The sequence below is a fragment of the Serratia sp. BNK-4 genome, from assembly GCF_048685115.1.
Taxonomy (GTDB): domain Bacteria; phylum Pseudomonadota; class Gammaproteobacteria; order Enterobacterales; family Enterobacteriaceae; genus Serratia; species Serratia bockelmannii.
The window spans coordinates 3,177,497-3,195,622 of sequence record NZ_JBLQTM010000001.1; the positions used below are offsets into that span (position 1 = coordinate 3,177,497).

General features: G+C 58.9%; 14 protein-coding genes and 1 pseudogene. 11 read left to right on the forward strand and 4 right to left on the reverse strand.

Going from position 1 to position 18,126, the window contains the following annotated elements; translation table 11 throughout:
• The first annotated feature begins 40 nt into the window (after window positions 1-40).
• The 7 genes and pseudogenes from ACMGGW_RS15225 (at window position 41) to yejF (ending at window position 9,368) form a co-directional block, all read left to right on the forward strand.
• The gene (locus ACMGGW_RS15225) at window positions 41-751 is read left to right on the forward strand and encodes a phosphatase PAP2 family protein (protein WP_025303552.1); all 711 of its coding nucleotides are present in this window, start codon (window positions 41-43) and stop codon (window positions 749-751) included.
• Window positions 752-1,161: 410 nt separating this feature from the next.
• The gene (gene mepS / locus ACMGGW_RS15230) at window positions 1,162-1,737 is read left to right on the forward strand and encodes a bifunctional murein DD-endopeptidase/murein LD-carboxypeptidase (RefSeq protein WP_025303553.1); all 576 of its coding nucleotides are present in this window, start codon (window positions 1,162-1,164) and stop codon (window positions 1,735-1,737) included.
• Between the two features lie 412 nt (window positions 1,738-2,149).
• On the forward strand, window positions 2,150-3,736 hold the full coding sequence (locus ACMGGW_RS15235) for a cyclic di-GMP phosphodiesterase (RefSeq protein WP_089196094.1): 1,587 nt from the start codon (window positions 2,150-2,152) through the stop codon (window positions 3,734-3,736).
• An 89-nt stretch (window positions 3,737-3,825) separates the two neighbouring features.
• Window positions 3,826-5,634: an ABC transporter substrate-binding protein gene (locus ACMGGW_RS15240; RefSeq protein WP_197832378.1), complete on the forward strand. Its 1,809-nt coding sequence runs from the start codon at window positions 3,826-3,828 to the stop codon at window positions 5,632-5,634.
• A gap of 9 nt (window positions 5,635-5,643) precedes the next feature.
• A pseudogene (locus ACMGGW_RS15245) lies at window positions 5,644-6,734 on the forward strand (microcin C ABC transporter permease YejB).
• Window positions 6,731-7,756, forward strand: coding sequence for an ABC transporter permease (locus tag ACMGGW_RS15250; RefSeq protein WP_025303557.1), 1,026 nt, complete (start codon window positions 6,731-6,733; stop codon window positions 7,754-7,756). The pseudogene ACMGGW_RS15245 and the gene ACMGGW_RS15250 overlap by 4 nt, the downstream one beginning before the upstream one ends.
• A 1-nt stretch (window position 7,757) precedes the next feature.
• Entirely contained in the window at window positions 7,758-9,368 is a 1,611-nt protein-coding gene (yejF, locus tag ACMGGW_RS15255; protein ID WP_197832380.1) for a microcin C ABC transporter ATP-binding protein YejF, read from the forward strand.
• Between the two features lie 8 nt (window positions 9,369-9,376).
• Here the strand turns inward: yejF and ACMGGW_RS15260 are convergent, their stop codons facing one another.
• The 3 genes from ACMGGW_RS15260 to rsuA all read right to left on the reverse strand — a co-directional run bounded on the left by ACMGGW_RS15260 (window position 9,377) and on the right by rsuA (window position 12,267).
• Window positions 9,377-9,721: a YejG family protein gene (locus tag ACMGGW_RS15260; RefSeq protein ID WP_004935763.1), complete on the reverse strand. Its 345-nt coding sequence runs from the start codon at window positions 9,719-9,721 to the stop codon at window positions 9,377-9,379.
• 594 nt (window positions 9,722-10,315) lie between these two features.
• Window positions 10,316-11,512, reverse strand: coding sequence for a Bcr/CflA family multidrug efflux MFS transporter (locus tag ACMGGW_RS15265; protein ID WP_025303559.1), 1,197 nt, complete (start codon window positions 11,510-11,512; stop codon window positions 10,316-10,318).
• A gap of 41 nt (window positions 11,513-11,553) precedes the next feature.
• On the reverse strand, window positions 11,554-12,267 hold the full coding sequence (gene rsuA / locus ACMGGW_RS15270) for a 16S rRNA pseudouridine(516) synthase RsuA (protein ID WP_025303560.1): 714 nt from the start codon (window positions 12,265-12,267) through the stop codon (window positions 11,554-11,556).
• 318 nt (window positions 12,268-12,585) lie between these two features.
• Here rsuA and ACMGGW_RS15275 point away from each other — a divergent pair, with 318 nt between their 5' ends.
• Together ACMGGW_RS15275 and rplY are read left to right on the forward strand one after the other, a co-directional pair.
• A complete protein-coding gene (locus ACMGGW_RS15275; protein ID WP_099817470.1) occupies window positions 12,586-14,343 on the forward strand; it encodes a DEAD/DEAH box helicase in 1,758 nt (585 codons plus the stop codon).
• Window positions 14,344-14,505: 162 nt separating this feature from the next.
• Window positions 14,506-14,790 carry a 50S ribosomal protein L25 gene (rplY, locus tag ACMGGW_RS15280; RefSeq protein ID WP_019453645.1) on the forward strand — a complete coding sequence of 95 codons (285 nt, stop codon included), beginning with the start codon at window positions 14,506-14,508 and terminating at the stop codon, window positions 14,788-14,790.
• Between the two features lie 84 nt (window positions 14,791-14,874).
• Here rplY and yejK read toward each other — a convergent pair whose 3' ends face one another.
• Window positions 14,875-15,882, reverse strand: coding sequence for a nucleoid-associated protein YejK (gene yejK / locus ACMGGW_RS15285; protein WP_025303563.1), 1,008 nt, complete (start codon window positions 15,880-15,882; stop codon window positions 14,875-14,877).
• A gap of 210 nt (window positions 15,883-16,092) precedes the next feature.
• Between yejK and ACMGGW_RS15290 the strand changes: the two genes are divergently transcribed.
• Together ACMGGW_RS15290 and yejM are read left to right on the forward strand one after the other, a co-directional pair.
• Window positions 16,093-16,320: a YejL family protein gene (locus ACMGGW_RS15290; protein ID WP_004935782.1), complete on the forward strand. Its 228-nt coding sequence runs from the start codon at window positions 16,093-16,095 to the stop codon at window positions 16,318-16,320.
• Window positions 16,321-16,329: 9 nt separating this feature from the next.
• On the forward strand, window positions 16,330-18,111 hold the full coding sequence (gene yejM, locus ACMGGW_RS15295) for an LPS biosynthesis-modulating metalloenzyme YejM (RefSeq protein ID WP_025303564.1): 1,782 nt from the start codon (window positions 16,330-16,332) through the stop codon (window positions 18,109-18,111).
• The last annotated feature ends 15 nt before the right edge of the window (window positions 18,112-18,126 follow it).

Consider the following 18,126-nt stretch of genomic DNA (forward strand, 5'->3'; position numbering starts at 1 on the left):
GGGTTTTGTTTCGTTTTCATTTTTCCAACAGGTTTATGTCATGACACGCCGCAATTTACCCTTCATTCTCTTCTTCAATTTACTGGGCGTTGCGCTGTTTCTGTCCTGGTTCCTGCCGGCCAATCACGGCGGCTGGTTTACCCTGGATTCGGCGATCTTCTTCTTCTTTAACCGCCATCTGGCCACCGACCCGGCGTTTTTGCACCTGGTCGCCATCACCAACAACCGCGCGTTCGACGCGATCTCGCTGCTCGCCATGGGGCTGCTGTATCTGTACTTTTATCTGAAGCAGGACGCCGCCGGCCGCCGCCGTCTGGTGATCACCGGCGTGGTGATGCTGCTGACCGCCGTGGTGCTGAACCAGCTTGGCCATCTGCTGCCGGTGAAGCATCCGAGCCCCACCCTGACCTTTGACAATATCAATCGCGTCAGCGAACTGACCGGCATCCCCACTAAGGACGCTTCCGGCGACAGCTTCCCCGGCGATCACGGCATGATGCTGATTATTTTTTCCTGCTTTATGCTGCGCTATTTCGGCCGCGGCGCCTTTGCCATCGCCCTGCTGATTACGCTGGTCTTCTCATTGCCACGCGTGATGATTGGCGCCCACTGGTTTACCGATATCGCCGTCGGCTCGCTGTCCGTGGTGCTGGTTGGTGCCAGCTGGGTGCTGATGACGCCTTGCAGCGACTGGATCGTCGATCGGTTGAACCGCCTGTTGCCCGGCAAGCACCGTCCCAGCCAACCATAATATGCATTTATGACTCATACCGGGAGGTGCCCGCCTCCCGGCCTTTCCCCCTTCGCCGAGCGCAAAATGTCGCCACCAGTCGTTAACGCTTTTTCAACCTGATTTCACGCCAGATTCATACATCGGACAATTGGCGTTTTTTATATGAAGATTTACATTATGTTACATCACAAATTCATATAAAAAAGACGGGAAAAAGGCTCGCAATCCCCTATTTGTTCCGGTAATCTCAGATGCGTTTGTGCCTGGTTTAAGTCGAATCAGTATGGAATCCGATAAAAATGTGCGTTCTCGCACGTTTTCAACGGTAACTGGTTGTCGATGCAACAGGTGCGGACTAGGCTCGTTCCGTTTGGCATTTTTCAGGTAGCGACTTTCGTCGTTAAGGACTTCAAGGGAAAACAACAACAATGGTCAAATCTCAACCGTTTCTGAGATATTTTTTGCGGGTAGTCCCTGCAATTGCCGCTGCGGTTATGCTGTCAGCGTGCAGCTCGACTCACACTTCGAACTTGAATAACGCACAAACTGAGATGCGTGCAGTTAATGACAAAGACGGTCTTTTACTGCAAGCCTCTCAGGATGAATTCGAAGCGATGGTCCGCAACGTTGACGTCAAGTCAAAGATTATGGATCAGTACGCGGACTGGAAAGGTGTTCGCTACCGCTTAGGCGGTGACACCAAGCGCGGCATCGATTGCTCGGCGTTTGTACAGCGCACCTTCCGCGAACAGTTCGGTATGGATTTACCGCGTTCTACCTATGAACAGGAAGATCTCGGCAAGAAAATCCAGCGCACCAAGCTGCGCGCCGGCGATTTAGTGCTGTTCCGCGCCGGTTCTACCGGGCGCCATGTCGGCATCTATTTAGGTAACGATCAGTTCGTTCACGCTTCTACCAGCAGTGGCGTCATGATTTCCAAGCTGACCGATAACTATTGGAATAAACGTTATCGAGAAGCACGCCGAGTGTTGACCAACGGCTGACGGCGCAACGCCCTGAAGATCCTGAATACCAAACGAGCGATAAGCGCCGCCTACGGGCGGCGTTTTTTTTGGCTGTCGAATGGGTATCATCAAGATTGATCCCTGCCTTATCGTCACCGTTCCCCACTTAACACTGCCGCACGTCGTTATTTTGATAAACTGTTGGCAGGAAATCGCGCCATCGAGGAAAAACTCGCCTATTATCGTCAGATGACGGCAACGGCGCCCCGGCGTTATTTAAAACGTTTCCGCTTAAAATAGGCGCATTATATTTCTGTCGGCGACGCCGCGTATTTAAACGGCGCCGCCGGTTGGTTCGGGATAAAAAGTCAAAAATGAAAAAAAAGCCGTTGGCACAATCCATTAACTGGCTGTGCGACACCCCTGACGCCCGGTTGCAGAGGACTCGGTTATGGGCTTGAAAAGAGCTTTTGCCCGCAGCGTGTCTCACCGACAGCGCAGCCTGGCTAAAAGCGGTGTCGCTGCCCTGGTATTTTTTACGCTCTTCACTGCGGTCACGCTTTCTTTGATCAACCACCAGCGCACGCAATATCAACACAAGGTCGAAGCGCGTACGCAAAAATTCACGCTGGGTTATATCTCGCACCTGACGGCAGTGATGCAGCAAATGATGCCGCTACTGGACAAGCCTTGCCTCTCCAGCCAGTCGGATATTACCTACCAAGCGGCCTTTACCAGCGGCGTGCGCACCTTCCTGTTGGTAAAAGGCGGCTACGCCTATTGCTCTTCCGCCACCGGTGACATGATGTTGCCGATGAAAAATCTCTACCAGGAAATCGACTGGGATCTGCCTTTGGATCTGAAGCTGCAGCAGGGCACGCCGATCGTACCGAACAAACCGGCGGTTGCGGTTTGGCTGCGGCATCCCGGCGAAAAGGCCACCGGCATCCTCGCTACGCTGGACATCGATCTGATGCCCTATTTACTGTTCACCTCGCATGACGAACAGGCGCCGGGCATCGCCATCGTGATGGGCAACCGCGCCCTGACCACCTTCAGCCCGAACCTGATGCCGGTCGATCAACTGCCGAAAGGCAAGGCGGATACCCTGACGCTGCCCAATCTGCCGCTGACCATCCTTTTCTACAACGAGAAACTGACGCCCAATGACATTCGCCTGACGCTGCTGGGCAGCCTGGTGCTGTCACTGATGATTGGCGTGCTCTGCTACTATATGCTGCTGTTGCGGCAAAGCCCGGAGCGCGCGCTGCTGCGCGGCATCAAGCGCAACGAGTTCTTTATCGAATACCAGCCGGTGTTCCATACCGACAGCAACAGCATTGGTGGGCTGGAAGCGCTGATCCGCTGGCAGCATCCGCTCGAGGGCCGCATCCCGCCCGATGTCTTTATCCCCTACGCCGAAAGCAACGGGCTGATCGTGCCGCTTACCCGCCATCTGTTCAGGCTAATCGCCGAAGATGCGCCGCAGCTCGCCAAAGCGCTGCCACGGGGAGGCAAAGTCGGTCTCAATATTTCCCCCGCCCACCTTAGCGCGCCGTCGTTCCATCAGGACGTGTATGAACTACTGACGCAGCTGCCGGGCGATTACTTTACGCTGGTGTTTGAAATCACCGAACGCGGCATGGTGGAAGAAGAGAGCGCGCTGGCGGAGTTCGACTGGCTGCACAAACAGGGTATCGAGATCGCGGTGGACGATTTCGGCACCGGGCACAGCGCGTTGATCTATCTTGAGCGCTTCACCATGGATTACCTGAAGATCGATCGCGGCTTCGTCAACACCATCGGCCAGGATACGGTCACCGCGCCGGTGCTGGATGCGGTGATCTCGCTGGCGAAAAAGCTGAAAATGCTGACGGTGGCCGAGGGCGTGGAAACCGCCGAGCAGATGCAGTTCCTGCAAGAACACGGCGTCAACTTCATGCAGGGCTACTACTTCAGCAAGCCGCTGAGCATCGATGATTTCGTCGCTTACTGCAATGCTAATCAGGTCTTTGATTATCAGGAAAAAAATAGTTAATCTTTAGGCAACTTTACCCTGCGCCCACCCGAAGAATGTTATGCTGGGCGCAGGTTGTACCTTATTCCACAGCAGGAGCTTACCGTCCGATGTCCGTGCGCATTTTCGCTGCTCTGGTGCTCTCGGCACTGAGTTTCGGTCTGCAGGCCGAAGCCCTCAACGAAAGCTACGCTTTCGCCCTGCTCGGTGAACCGAAATACGCCACCGACTTCAGCCATTTCGACTACGTCAACCCGGCGGCGCCCAAAGGCGGCGACGTACGGCTGGCGGCCATCGGCACCTACGACAACTTCAACCGTTTCGCTACCCGCGGCGTACCCGGCGAGCGCACGATGGAGCTGTACGATACGCTGTTCACCAACTCCGACGACGAACCCGGCAGCTATTACCCGTTGATTGCCGAATCGGCCCGTTTCCCGGCCGACATGCGCTGGATGGAATTGGATATCAACGCCCGCGCCCGCTTCCAGGACGGCAGCCCGATCACCGCCGCCGACGTGGCCTTTACTTTCAATAAATTCATGACCGAAGGCGTACCGCAGTTTCGCTCCTTTTACAAAGGCGTCACGGTCAAGGCCATTTCCCGGCTGACGGTGCGCATCGAGCTGCCTAAGGCAAATCGCGATCAAATCCTCAGCCTGCTCAGCCTGCGTGTATTGCCGGAAAGCTTCTGGAAAAACCATAAGCTCAACGAACCGCTCAGCACCCCGCCGCTCGCCAGCGGCCCGTACAAAATCGGCGATTACCGCCTCGGCCAGTACATCACCTATCAGCGGGTGCGCGACTACTGGGCCGCCAACCTGCCGGTGAATCGCGGCCGCTATAACTTCGACAGCATTCGCTACGATTATTACCTGGACGATAAAGTGGCGCTGGAAGCCTTCAAGGCCGGCGCTTATGATTTCCGCATCGAGCCGTCGCCCAAGAGCTGGGCCACCCAGTATCAGGGTGGTAATTTCGCGCGCAACTACATCATCAAACAGGACGAAACCAATCAGGCGGCACAGAATACCCGCTGGCTGGCGTTTAACCTGCAAAAACCGCTGTTCGCCGATCGTCGGGTACGGGAAGCGATCGGCCTGGCTTTCGACTTCAACTGGATGAACAAAGCGCTGTATTACAACGCCTATCAGCGCGCCGACAGCTATTTCCAAAACACCGCCTACGCCGCCCGCGGCTACCCGGACGCCGCTGAACTGGCCTTGCTGGCGCCGCTCAAAGGCCAGATACCGCCAGAGGTGTTTACCAGCATCTACCAACCGCCCTCCTCCGACGGCAGCGGCAACGATCGGCAAAACCTGCTGAAGGCGACCCAACTGCTGAAAGAAGCCGGTTGGGTGGTCAAAAATCAAAAGTTAGTCAACGCGAAAACCGGCCAGCCGTTCACCTTTGAATTGATGCTGCTGAGCGGCAGCAACTTCCAGTACGTGTTGCCGTTTCGCCACAACCTGCAGCGGTTGGGCATCGAGATGCAAATCCGCGAGGTCGACGCCTCGCAATATACGCGCCGCATGCGCGAGCGCGATTTCGACATGATGTCGACGGTGTACATGGCGATGCCGTTCCCCAGCGCCGATCTGCAAATTCTGTGGGATTCACAGTACATCGATTCCAGCTACAACAAGGCCGGCGTCAAGGACCCGGCGGTTGACAGCCTGGTCAGGCAAATCGCCGCCCATCAGGGCGATGAAAAAGCCCTGTTGCCGCTCGGCCGCGCGCTGGACCGGGTGCTGACCTGGAACAACTACATGCTGCCGATGTGGTACTCCAACCACGATCGCTATGCCTATTGGGACAAATTCTCCACGCCGTCGATCCGCCCGGCCTATGCGATTGGCTTCGACAACTGGTGGTACGACGTCAACAAGGCGGCGCGCTTACCGGCTCAGCGGCAATAAGGAGTCGGAATGGCGGCCTATCTGATACGCAGACTGTTATTGGTGATCCCCACGCTGTGGGCGATCATCACCATCAACTTTTTTATCGTGCAAATCGCGCCCGGTGGCCCGGTGGATCAGGCCATCGCCGCCATCGAGCTGGGGCACGGCAGCGGTTTTGGCAGCGGCGGTGTCGGCGAAGGCCTGGGCCATGCCCGGACGGGCATCGCGGCAGGCGACGGCCAATATCGCGGTTCGCGCGGCCTGGATCCGGAGGTGATCGCCGAGATCACCCAACGGTACGGCTTCGACAAACCGCTGCACGAACGCTACTTCACCATGCTGTGGAACTATATGCGCTTCGACTTCGGCGACAGCCTGTTTCGCGGCGCTTCGGTGATGCAACTGATTAGCCAGAGCCTGCCGGTCTCCATCACGCTGGGCCTTTGGAGCACGCTGATCATTTATCTGGTGTCGATCCCGCTCGGCATCCGCAAGGCCGTCCACAACGGCAGCGCATTCGATACCTGGAGCAGCACGCTGATCATCATCGGCTACGCCATTCCGGCTTTCCTGTTCGCTATCCTGATGATCGTGCTGTTCGCCGGCGGCAGTTACCTCGACTGGTTCCCGCTGCGCGGCCTGGTGTCCAGCAACTTCGACACCCTCTCGTGGCCGGCGAAGATCGCCGACTACCTCTGGCACATCACATTGCCGGTGCTGGCGACGGTGATCGGCGGCTTCGCCACCCTGACCATGCTGACCAAAAACGCGTTCCTCGATGAGATCCGCAAACAGTACGTCACCACCGCCCGCGCCAAAGGGTTGGACAAAAAAAGATCCTGTACCGCCACGTGTTCCGCAACGCCATGCTGCTGGTGATCGCCGGTTTTCCGGCCACCTTTATCAGCATGTTCTTTACCGGCTCGCTGCTGATTGAGGTGATGTTCTCGCTCAACGGCCTAGGGCTGCTGGGCTACGACGCCACGCTGCAGCGCGACTACCCGGTGATGTTCGGCACGCTGTATATCTTCACCTTGATCGGCCTGCTGTTGAACATCCTCAGCGATGTCACCTACACCCTGGTCGATCCGCGCATTGACTTCGAGGCCCGCCAATGAGCCGCCTTAGCCCAATCAACCAGGCGCGCTGGGCGCGCTTTCGCCGCAACCGCCGCGGCTACTGGTCGCTGTGGATCTTTCTGGTGCTGTTCACCCTGAGTCTGGCCGCCGATCTGATCGCCAACGACAAACCGCTGTTGGTGCGTTATGAAGGCCGGTTATACCTGCCGTTTATGATTAGCTACAGCGAAACCGCCTTCGGCGGCGAGCTGAACACCGAGGCCGACTATCAGGATCCGTTTGTCCAGCGGCAGATCGAACGGCACGGCTGGGCGGTCTGGGCGCCGATCCGTTTCAGCTACGACACCATCAACTTCGCCACCGAGGTGCCCTTCCCTTCGCCGCCTTCGCGCCATAACCTGCTGGGCACCGACAGCAACGGCGGCGATGTGCTGGCTCGGGTGCTGTACGGTTTTCGCATCTCGATGCTGTTCGGCCTGGCGTTGACGCTGTTTTCCAGCCTGATCGGCGTGTGCGTCGGCGCGACGCAGGGGTATTACGGCGGGCGTTTCGACCTGTGGGGGCAGCGATTTATCGAAGTGTGGTCGGGCATGCCGACGCTGTTTCTGATCATCCTGTTGTCGAGCATCGTCCAGCCCAATTTCTGGTGGCTGCTCGGCATCACCATCCTGTTCGGCTGGATGAGCCTGGTGGGCGTAGTGCGCGCCGAATTCTTGCGCACCCGCAACTTTGACTACATCCGCGCCGCGCGCGCCATGGGCGTGCCGGATCGCGTGATCATGTCCCGCCATATGCTGCCTAACGCCACGGTGGCGACGCTGACCTTCCTGCCGTTTATCCTTTGCGGCTCGATCACCACCCTGACGTCGCTCGATTTCCTCGGCTTCGGGCTGCCGATAGGCTCGCCGTCGCTCGGCGAATTGCTGCTGCAAGGCAAAAACAATCTGCAGGCGCCGTGGCTCGGTATCACCGCCTTCTTGGTATTGGCAGTGCTGCTGTCGTTATTAATCTTTATCGGCGAAGCGGTGCGCGACGCCTTTGACCCCAGCAAGGCGCATTGATATGGCCACTCCTTTGCTCGCAATTCAAGATCTCAGCATCGCCTTCCGCCAGGGCGACACCGTCACGCCGGTGGTCAACGAACTCTCGCTGCAAATCGCGCCGGCGGAAACGCTGGCGCTGGTAGGGGAATCCGGCTCCGGCAAAAGCGTCACCGCCCTGTCGATACTGCGCTTGCTGCCCGCATCGCCGGTGGTTTACCCTGCCGGCGATATCCTGTTCAACGGCGACTCGTTGCTGCATGCGCCGGAAGCGGCGCTGCGCAAGGTGCGCGGCAATCAGATCGCGATGATCTTTCAGGAGCCGATGGTGTCGCTTAACCCACTGCACACCATCGAAAAACAGCTGGCGGAAGTGTTGATGCTGCACCGCGGCCTGCGGCGCGAAGCCGCGCGCGCAGAGATCGTCGAGTGCCTGGAACGCGTCGGCATCCGTCAGGCCAAGAGCCGGCTGCAGGATTACCCGCATCAGCTGTCCGGCGGTGAGCGCCAACGCGTGATGATCGCCATGGCGGTGTTGACCCGCCCAAAACTGCTGATCGCCGACGAACCCACCACCGCGCTCGACGTCACTATCCAGGCGCAGATCCTGACGCTGCTGCAAGAACTGAAGCAGGAGATGGGCATGGGGTTGCTGTTTATCACCCATAATCTGAATATCGTGCGCCGCCTGGCGGACAACGTGGCGGTAATGCGTCAGGGGCGCTGCGTGGAGCAAAACGCCCGCGCGCAGCTGTTCAGCCGCCCGCAACATCCCTACACGCAGCAGCTGCTGGCGGCCGAAGACGTCGGTGAGCCGCTGCCGTTGCCTGCCGCGGCCAAAGCGCGCCCCGGCGACGAGCGGCCGCTGCTCAAGGTGGAAGATCTGCAGGTGCGCTTCCCTATTCGACGCGGCCTGCTGCGCCGCACGGTGGATTATCACTATGCGTTGAAGTCATTGAGTTTCGAGCTGCGCGCCGGGGAAAGCGTGGGGCTGGTGGGAGAATCCGGCTCGGGCAAAAGCACCACCGGGCTGGCGCTGCTGCGCCTGCTGGCCTCTCAGGGCGCCATCTGGTTCGACGGCGAACCGCTGCACCCGCTCACGATGAAGCAGATGCTGCCCTACCGCAGCCGAATGCAAATCGTCTTCCAGGATCCCTATTCCGCCCTGAACCCGCGCCTGAACGTACAGCAGATCATCGCCGAAGGGCTGGAAGTGCACCAGCGGCTTACCGCCGAGCAGCGGGAACAGCGCGTGATCGCGGTGTTGCAGGAGGTCGGGCTGGATCCGCAGCTGCGCCACCGCTATCCCACCGAGTTCTCCGGCGGCCAGCGCCAGCGTATCGCCATCGCGCGCGCACTGATCCTGCAGCCACAGTTGCTGATCCTCGACGAGCCGACCTCTTCGCTGGATAAATCGGTGCAGGCGCAGATCCTGACGCTGCTGAAATCGCTGCAGCAACGCCACCGGCTGGCTTATCTTTTCATCAGCCATGACCTGCAGGTGGTGCGTTCGCTATGTCACCAGGTCATCGTGTTGCGACAGGGAGAAGTGGTTGAACAGGGAGACTGCCGGGCGATTTTCGCGGCGCCCGCCGCCGACTATACCCGTCAACTGCTGCAGTTGGCGGACTAGCGGCGAATTTAGAAAGGGTATTGCGCGCTGAGCGGTTCGGCGATCGCGGCGCCGACGTTTTTCAGGCGGCACATGGTGGCGCTCTCGTCGCTGCGCTGCACGAACAGGCAAGGTTCCCCTTCCCATTCAACAATCGCGCAGTCGACCTGAATCTCCTGCAGCGACAGATTGAGCTGTTGCATGACCTGCCAGGCCTCGGCCCCTTCATGGCTGAGTAACTTCAGACCAATCAGGTTGTTATCTTCGTCTATTCCGTTAAACGGAATCGGTTCGACCTTCACGCCGGTGAAACCAGATAGCCAACGATAACTTTGCGGCAAGCGATGCACTACCGAAAGTTGGATACTCTCCACATGAAATCCCTAGATTGAAAAGGTGAAACACTTTTACCTGACAGGGTTACTAAGTTATAGCCGCTGACTCCCGACTCTGCCGCGCACAAATGTTATTTAAATGTAAATTTTGCCGCTAGCCATTAACCTGACCCCGTGCTTGCCGATGCCGTGCCATTTTTTGGCGCGCCGTGCGGTGTTATTTCACGGCATTTTGCGACTCAGCTCGCATTTTTGCGTTATATGTAACCCTTTCCCGCAGCGATCTCAACTCTTTTTTCTTGCAATGCGACTACTTTTCAGACGCCATATTTTTACAATGAAGAAACATTTAGCCCGCCACGTTGGCGCAGCCTCCCCTGCTAATGCCTTGATTTACATCAATCCTAATACAAACCATCCGCAGCACTCAGCCGGCAGAACGCTGCGCCTCCCGAGGAATATTAGGCGATGCGGCGGTGGAATTTTTTAACAAAAAACACACAGAGGGGAAAACGGCCAATTAATTAGCTTGCGTATATTTAGCAACAAATTTTTCATTGCCAGTTGCACCCTGAAATGGCAAGGCGCAACCCTAAGGCGATGCGGGGCAAAACGCCCCGAATCGGGAGAACGTCAGGCTGCGCGATCGCGCGGCCGGCTGGCGTAAACATAGAACAGCACCGCCACGATGCTGCACAGCGCCATCGAGGTGACCATGGGCCAGGCGCTTTTGCCCGGCGCCATCGACAGCACCGCTCCCACCAGCGCACCGATGCTGAAGCGCAACGTACCGGCCAAGGAAGAAGCCGTGCCCGCCATATGCGGGAAATCATCCAGGATCACCGCCATGGCGTTGGAGGAGATCATCGCGATGCACCCCAGATAGACCGCAACGCCGATCACCAGCGCCCAGAAACCCAGACCGACAGCGCTCACCGCCAGCAGCCACAGCCCCATCGCCAGCTGTACCAGCAGCCCCAGCTTGAACATCTTGACCGCGCCGAACCGCCGCACGTTGCGGCTGTTAATCAGCGTCGTCAGGAACAGGAACACGATGTTCAGCGCAAAATAGTAGCCGAAGTGTTGCGGCGAAACGTGGTTCAGTTCGATGTAGACGAACGGCCCGGCGCTGAGGAACGAGAACATGCCGGCGAACGAGAAGGCGCTGGCCAGCATGTAGCTCAGCACCCGTTTGTGGCGGAACAACGAACCGAAGTTGCCCAGCGTGGTGCGCAGGTGGAACCGCTGTCGCCGTTCTTTCGGCAGCGTCTCCTTGATGAACAGGGCCACCAGCAGTGAACCGATCAACGCCGCGGCGCCCATGGTCCAGAAGATGGCGTGCCAACTGAACCACAGCAGCAGCGCCCCGCCGATCATCGGCGCCAGCAGCGGCGCGATGGTCATCACCAGAATGACGAACGACATCATGCGCGAGAACTCGTCCTTGGTGAACATGTCGCGCATCAAGGCGTTGATCACTACGCTGGCGGCGGCGGCGGCCAAACCGTGCAGGAAACGCAGCCCGATCAGCTGATCGATCGATTGCGCCATGGCGCAGGCGCAGCCGGCGATGGCGAAGATCAGCGTACCCCACAGGATCACCGGCTTGCGGCCGATGCTGTCCGACATCGGCCCATAGAACAGCTGCCCGAAGGCAAAGCCGAGCATATAGGCGCTGAGCGTCATCTGCACGCTGCCGGACTCGACGCCAAACTGGGCGGCGATCACCGGCATACTGGGCAGGTACATGTCGATGGCCAACGGCATCAACATGGACAACAGGCCCAGAATGAAAATCAAACCGAGATGAGAGGTTCGGTTCTGTTGCACGTTCCACGACTCCTTAATCGGCCGCAATCGATGATCGGTTATCAGTCCTGCAGGTGCGGCGCGCCCACGCTGGCGATCTCTTCTTCGGTCAGTGGGCGGTATTCGCCCGGCGCCAGATCGTCATCCAGCACGATGGCGCCGATGCGCTCGCGGTGCAACTCGATCACCCGATTGCCGACGGCAGCGAACATCCGCTTCACCTGGTGGTAGCGCCCTTCGCTGAGGGTCAGGCGCACCACGTGCTCGTCGACCTGCTCCAGCGTCGCCGGCCGCGTCAGATCTTTCTCGTTGTGCAGTTGCACCCCTTCGGCGAAACGCTGCGCGGTGTCTTCCGCCAGCGGGTGCTCCAGCGTCACCAAATAGGTTTTCTCACAGTGGTGGCGTGGCGACGTGACGCGGTGCGACCACTGGCCGTCGTCGGTCATCAGCACCAGCCCGGTGGTGTCGATATCCAACCGCCCGGCGGCGTGCAGCTTGTACGCGACTGGCTCATCGAGGAAGTACAGCACCGTCGGATGATCGGGATCGTCGGTGGAACAGACGTAACCCTGCGGTTTGTTGAGCATGAAATAGCGCGGGCCGTTCTGCTGCTGCAGCGGATTGCCGTCGAACGCCACTTCTTGCTCCGGGGTCAGTTTGACAGCCCCGCTCTTCACCACCTCACCGTCCACGGTGACGCGTTTAGCCCGAAGTTCGCGCGCAACCAGCGCACGGCTAATGCCTAACTGCTGAGATAAAAACTTGTCCAATCGCATGGGATCTGCTTTGCCTGTCGTTGTTATGATCGCATTGATCGTATTGCCAAAATATGACGCCCGCCGTTGCACCGGGTGCAAATGGCAGGTTCAGGGGGGAAATCGCGTGGGGGAACAGCGATTGCTGTCACACGAGTATAGCGGTACAACGCGTTGCCCGACAGGGGTAATTTTCACGCTTCTCGCACCGCGCGCGCGCAGAAGGCATAATAATAGAAATTTTTCGGCCGCCCGGCACGTAAAATGTCACGGTTTCTGTGGGAACAGAGGTGACAAAACCGGTTCCCGGCGGCCCATTCCAACCTACGGCGTTCATTTATGGCCTTTACCCTACGCCCCTACCAACTGGAAGCGGTCGAAGCCACCATCAACCATTTCCGGCGGCACCCCGAACCGGCGCTGATCGTGCTGCCGACCGGTGCCGGCAAAAGCCTGGTGATCGCCGAGCTGGCGAAGCGCGCCCGCGGGCGGGTGTTGGTGCTGGCGCACGTCAAGGAACTGGTGGCGCAAAACCACGCCAAATACTGCGCCTACGGCCTGGAAGCGGATATCTTCGCCGCCGGCCTGCAGCAGAAAGAGAGCGCCGGCAAGGTGGTGTTCGGCAGCGTACAGTCCGTCGCGCGCAACCTGCCGCTGTTCGACGGCGCCTTTTCGCTGCTGATCGTCGATGAATGCCACCGCATCAGCGACGACGACGACAGCCAGTACCAGCAAATCATCCAGCATTTACAGAAAACCAACCCGCAGCTGCGGCTGCTGGGGCTGACCGCCACGCCTTACCGACTGGGCAAGGGCTGGATTTACCAGTATCACTACCATGGCTTCACCCGCGGCGACGGCGCCAGTCTGTTTCGCGACTGCATCTACGAGCTGCCGCTGCGCTACATGATTAAGAACGGCTTCCTGGTGCCGCCTGAGCGGCTGGATATGCCGATCGTGCAATATGACTTCAGCCGGCTGGAGGCCAGGAGCAACGGCCTGTTCAGCGAAGCGGATCTGAACCGCGAGCTGAAGCGGCAAAACCGCGTCACGCCGCACATCATCAGCCAGATCGTGGAGTACGCAGAGGATCGCAAAGGCGTGATGATCTTCGCCGCCACCGTCGAACACGCCCGCGAGATCCACGGCCTGTTGCCGAACGGCGAAGCCGCGCTGGTCAGCGCCGAAACGCCGCCCGCCGAGCGCGATGCGCTGATCGACGCGTTCAAACAGCAGCGGCTGCGCTATCTGGTCAACGTCGCGGTATTGACCACCGGTTTCGACGCGCCGCACGTCGATCTGATCGCGATCCTGCGCCCCACCGAGTCCGTCAGCCTGTACCAGCAGATCGTCGGGCGCGGGCTGCGTTTGGCGCCCGACAAAAAGGATTGCCTGATCCTCGACTACGCCGGCAACCCGCACGATCTGTTCACGCCGGAAGTCGGCGTCAGCAAGCCGCACGGCGACAGCCAGCCGGTGCAGGTATTCTGCCCGGCCTGCGGCTTCGCCAACCTGTTCTGGGGCAAGTGCACCGAGAACGGCGATATCATCGAGCACTACGGCCGCCGCTGCCAGGGCTGGCTGGAGGACGACGACGGCCACCGCGAGCAGTGCGATTACCGCTTCCGGTTCAAGAGTTGCCCGCACTGCGGCGCGGAGAACGATATCGCCGCACGCCGCTGCCATCAATGTCAGGAAGTGTTGGTCGATCCCGATGACATGCTGAAGGCGGCGCTGAAGCTGAAAGACGCGCTGGTGCTGCGCTGCGGCGGCATGGAACTGCAGAGCGGCCGCGACGACAAGGGCGAATGGCTGAAGGCCACCTATTACGACGAGGACGGCACCAGCACCAGCGAGCGCTTCCGCCTGCAGACGCCGGCGCAGCGCAAAGCGTTCGAGATGCTGTTCCTGCGCCCGCATCAGCGCGCGCCGGGCGTGCCGTTCGCCTGGCACACCGCCGCCGACGTGCTGGCGCAACAGCAGGCGCTGCGCCATCCGGATTTCGTGGTGGCGCGCAAGCGCGGGCAGTTTTGGCAGGTGCGTGAGAAAGTGTTCGATTATCAAGGCCGTTTCCGCCGCGCCAATCAGTTGGCCTGAGCGAACTGTCCCCAACCTGGGCAGGTTTTCGTTGCCCTGCGGGCGGCTTTCCGTTAAAATGCCGCGCGCTTTACCTGGGCCTGCCCAGCGTTAAAGCGGGTTTCCGAACTTGCTACTTGGGTCGCCTGTAGCAGGGTAAATTTTCTTTTAAGAGAAAAAACAATGTTCACTATCAATGTAGAAGTACGTAAAGACCAGGGTAAAGGTGCGAGCCGCCGCCTGCGTGCAGCAAACAAATTCCCAGCTATCGTTTACGGTGGCAAAGAAGCTGCAGTTTCCATCGAATTGGACCATGATTCTGTTAAGAACATGGAAGCTAAACCAGAATTCTACAGCGAAGCAGTAACTCTGGTTATCGACGGTAAAGAAACCAAAGTTAAGGTTCAGGCTGTACAGCGTCACCCGTTCAAGCCAAAACTGGCTCACATCGACTTCGTTCGCGTTTAATCGCTACGTTTTCGAACCTTTCGGGACGCCGAAATAAAGAACGCCGCAATTGCGGCGTTTTTTATTGTCTGCGATTCGGCACGCTTACTTGCCGCTGCCGGTCCGGCGCTGCAGCTGATCGCGCAGGTTCGGCGGCGTGCCTCTGATGGTCAGCGTGTCAGTGGCCGCATCCCAGAAAATGCGTTCGCCCAGCAGCATGGCGTCGAAGTTCAGGCTGATGCCGCCGCCGCTGCCGGCAAATTTGGTCAGTTGGCGCAGCGTGCCGCGATCCGCCGGGAAGCTCTCTTCCAGCTCATACCCTTGCTCGCTGGAGAACTGCATGAAGTCTTTCTCGCCGAGCGGCGACAGCTCCTGCGACAAGGCCTGCAGTTCAATCTCTTCGCCGGCCTGCAGCTGTTCGTTGCAGTAGCTGTACACCTGCTGGCGCACCGACTGGCGCTCGTTCTTGTCCAGCTGCGCATCGGCGCAGTAGTCGTCTACCGCCTGCAGCAGCCCGCGGTTTTGCGCCTTGGTGTCCAACCCTTCGGACGCCGCCAGGAAATCCATGAAGAAGTCGGCGACCTTACGGCCTACGCGCCCGCGCAGGAAGGTCAGATAGCGGGTCGATTCCGGGTTGGTTTCCCATTCGGTCAGATCGATGCGCGCGACGATATCGGCGTTGTTGATGTCCAGATAGTGCGTGGTGTTGATATCCAGCTCTTCGTTGACGCGCATGCTGTTACGGCTGTTCAGCACCGCGATCAGCAGGTACTCCACCGCCAGATAACGGTATTGGCCGAACAGCACCACGCCGCCTTCGGCAAACGGATACTTCGCCAGTTCGTCGCGCAGGCGGCCGGTCGCCGCGCGGCTGAAGGCCAGAAAGTCCTTATCGTCCTTGCGGCAGGTGCGCAGCGCTTCCGCCAGCTCGCTACCTTCGTTGAACAGGCCTAAGGCCTTGCTCTTGGCGCTGTAGACGCGATGCAGTTCCGTCATCATTTCTTCCACCGCCGCGTTGGTAGGAAGCAAGGAATCGCGCAGCACCACGTCCAGCGTTTGCTCGTCGCGTTTCACCAACTGATGCAAAGCGATCTGGTCGATATCCAGACTCATGGTAAATCCTCCTGTTCTTTAGGCGCGTATTCAAACACTGAAGGCCCCGACCTGCAATACTAAAAACCGCGGCAAACCGGAAAGGCGCTGCGAGGAGCAGCCCCGCCACGGGCGCCCCCTTCCCCAAATGACAGGAAGTGATAAAAGAGCGGAAAATCACTGCCCTATACGGTAAGATAGGGCACTTTGCAGATTACTAAGCGCAATTTTATGCCACAATCATCCCGTTACAGTGACGAACACGTTGAACAACTGCTCTCAGAGCTGGTCAATGTTCTGGAAAAACACCATACCCCCACCGATCTTTCCCTGATGGTGCTGGGCAACATGGTCACTAATTTGATCAACACCAGCGTTGCCCCCGCGCAGCGGAAAACCCTGGCAAGATCGTTCGCGGAAGCCCTGCAGGCTTCTGTCCGTGAAGACAAAGCACATTAATATTGACTTATGGTGACAAACCGTCAGCGTTATCGTGAAAAAGTCTCCCAGATGATCAGCTGGGGGCACTGGTTCGCCTTATTCAACATCCTGCTCGCCCTTGGGCTGGGCAGCCGCTACCTGTTTGTTACCGACTGGCCCGCATCCCTGCTGGGCCGGGTCTATGCCTTTGTCAGCCTGCTGGGGCATTTCAGCTTTATCGTGTTCGCCGGCTATTTGCTGGTGATCTTCCCGCTCACCTTCGTGGTGATGTCGCAGCGGCTGCTGCGATTTATTTCCGCCGCGCTGGCCACCATCGGGCTCACGCTGTTGCTGGTCGACAGCGAAGTGTTCTCCCATTTCCACCTGCACCTCAATCCGGTGGTGTGGGATCTGGTGGTCAACCCGGACCAGAGTGAGCTGTCGCGCGACTGGCAGCTGATGTTTATCTGCGTGCCCGTGATCTTCCTGGTGGAGATGTTGTTCGGCACTTGGAGCTGGCAGAAGCTGCGCAGCCTGAACCGCCGCCGCTTCGGCAAACCGCTGGCGGCGCTGTTTATCAGCGCCTTTTTCGCGTCGCACCTGATTTACATTTGGGCTGACGCCAACTTCTATCGCCCGATCACCATGCAGCGAGCCAATCTGCCGCTCTCGTACCCGATGACCGCGCGCAAGTTCCTCGAAAAACACGGCCTGCTCGACCAGCAAGAGTATGAGCGCCGCCTGATGCAACAGGGCAACCCGGAAGCGGTGGCGGTGGAGTATCCGCTCAGCGATCTCAGCTACGGCGATAAAGGCAGCGGCTATAACCTGCTGATGATCGTGGTGGACGGCATTCGCGCCAAAGACGTGGCGCAGGACATGCCGGCGCTGACGCGCTTCGCCCAGGAAAACGTGCGCTTCAGCGATCACTACAGCTCGGGTAATCATGCCGACACCGGGCTGTTCGGCCTGTTCTACGGCATTTCTCCGACCTATCTGGACAGCGTGCTCGCCGGCCGCAAGCCGTCGGCGCTGCTCAACGCGCTCGGCGATCAGGGCTACCAACTGGGGCTGTTCTCTTCCGACGGTTTCAACGCCAGCCTGTACCGCCAGGCCCTGTTGACCGACTTCTCGCTGCCGACGCCGGCGCCGCAAAGCGACGCGCAAACCACGCAGCAATGGCAGCGCTGGCTGACGGATCAAGGCGGCAAAGAGCCGTGGTTCTCCTATATCAACTTCAGCGGCGCCGAGCCGGCCGAAGGCGACAAAACCCCGGCGCCGGCCGATTTTATCCAACGCTATCGCACCGGCGCGCAAGACGTGGATGCCCAGATAGCCCAGGTGCTGGATACCCTAAAACAGCGCGGTCTGCTGGACAAAACCGTGGTGGTGATCACCGCCGAACACGGCGTCGAATTCAACGACAGCGGCAAAGGCCAATGGGGCGCCGGCACTGCCTTCAACCAGGCGCAACTGCAGGTGCCGTTGGTGATCCACTGGCCGGGCACCCCAGCGCAGACCATCAGCAAGCTGACCGGCCATAACGACGTGATGCGCACCTTGATGCAACGGTTGCTGCACGTGAAAACCGCGCCGAAAGACTATTCGCAGGGCGAAGATCTGTTCACCGCCCAGCGCCGCAACGACTGGATCGCCACCGGCGATGGCAATCAGCTGGTGATCACTACGCCGACGCAGACGCTGATGCTGGACAACAGCGGCAACTATCGCGTCTACGATCAGAACGGCGAAGAAATAAAAGACGAGAAACCGCAGCTTGCTCTGCTGCTGCAGGTGCTGACCGATGTAAAACGCTTTATCGCCAACTAACTGCTTAAAACTAAA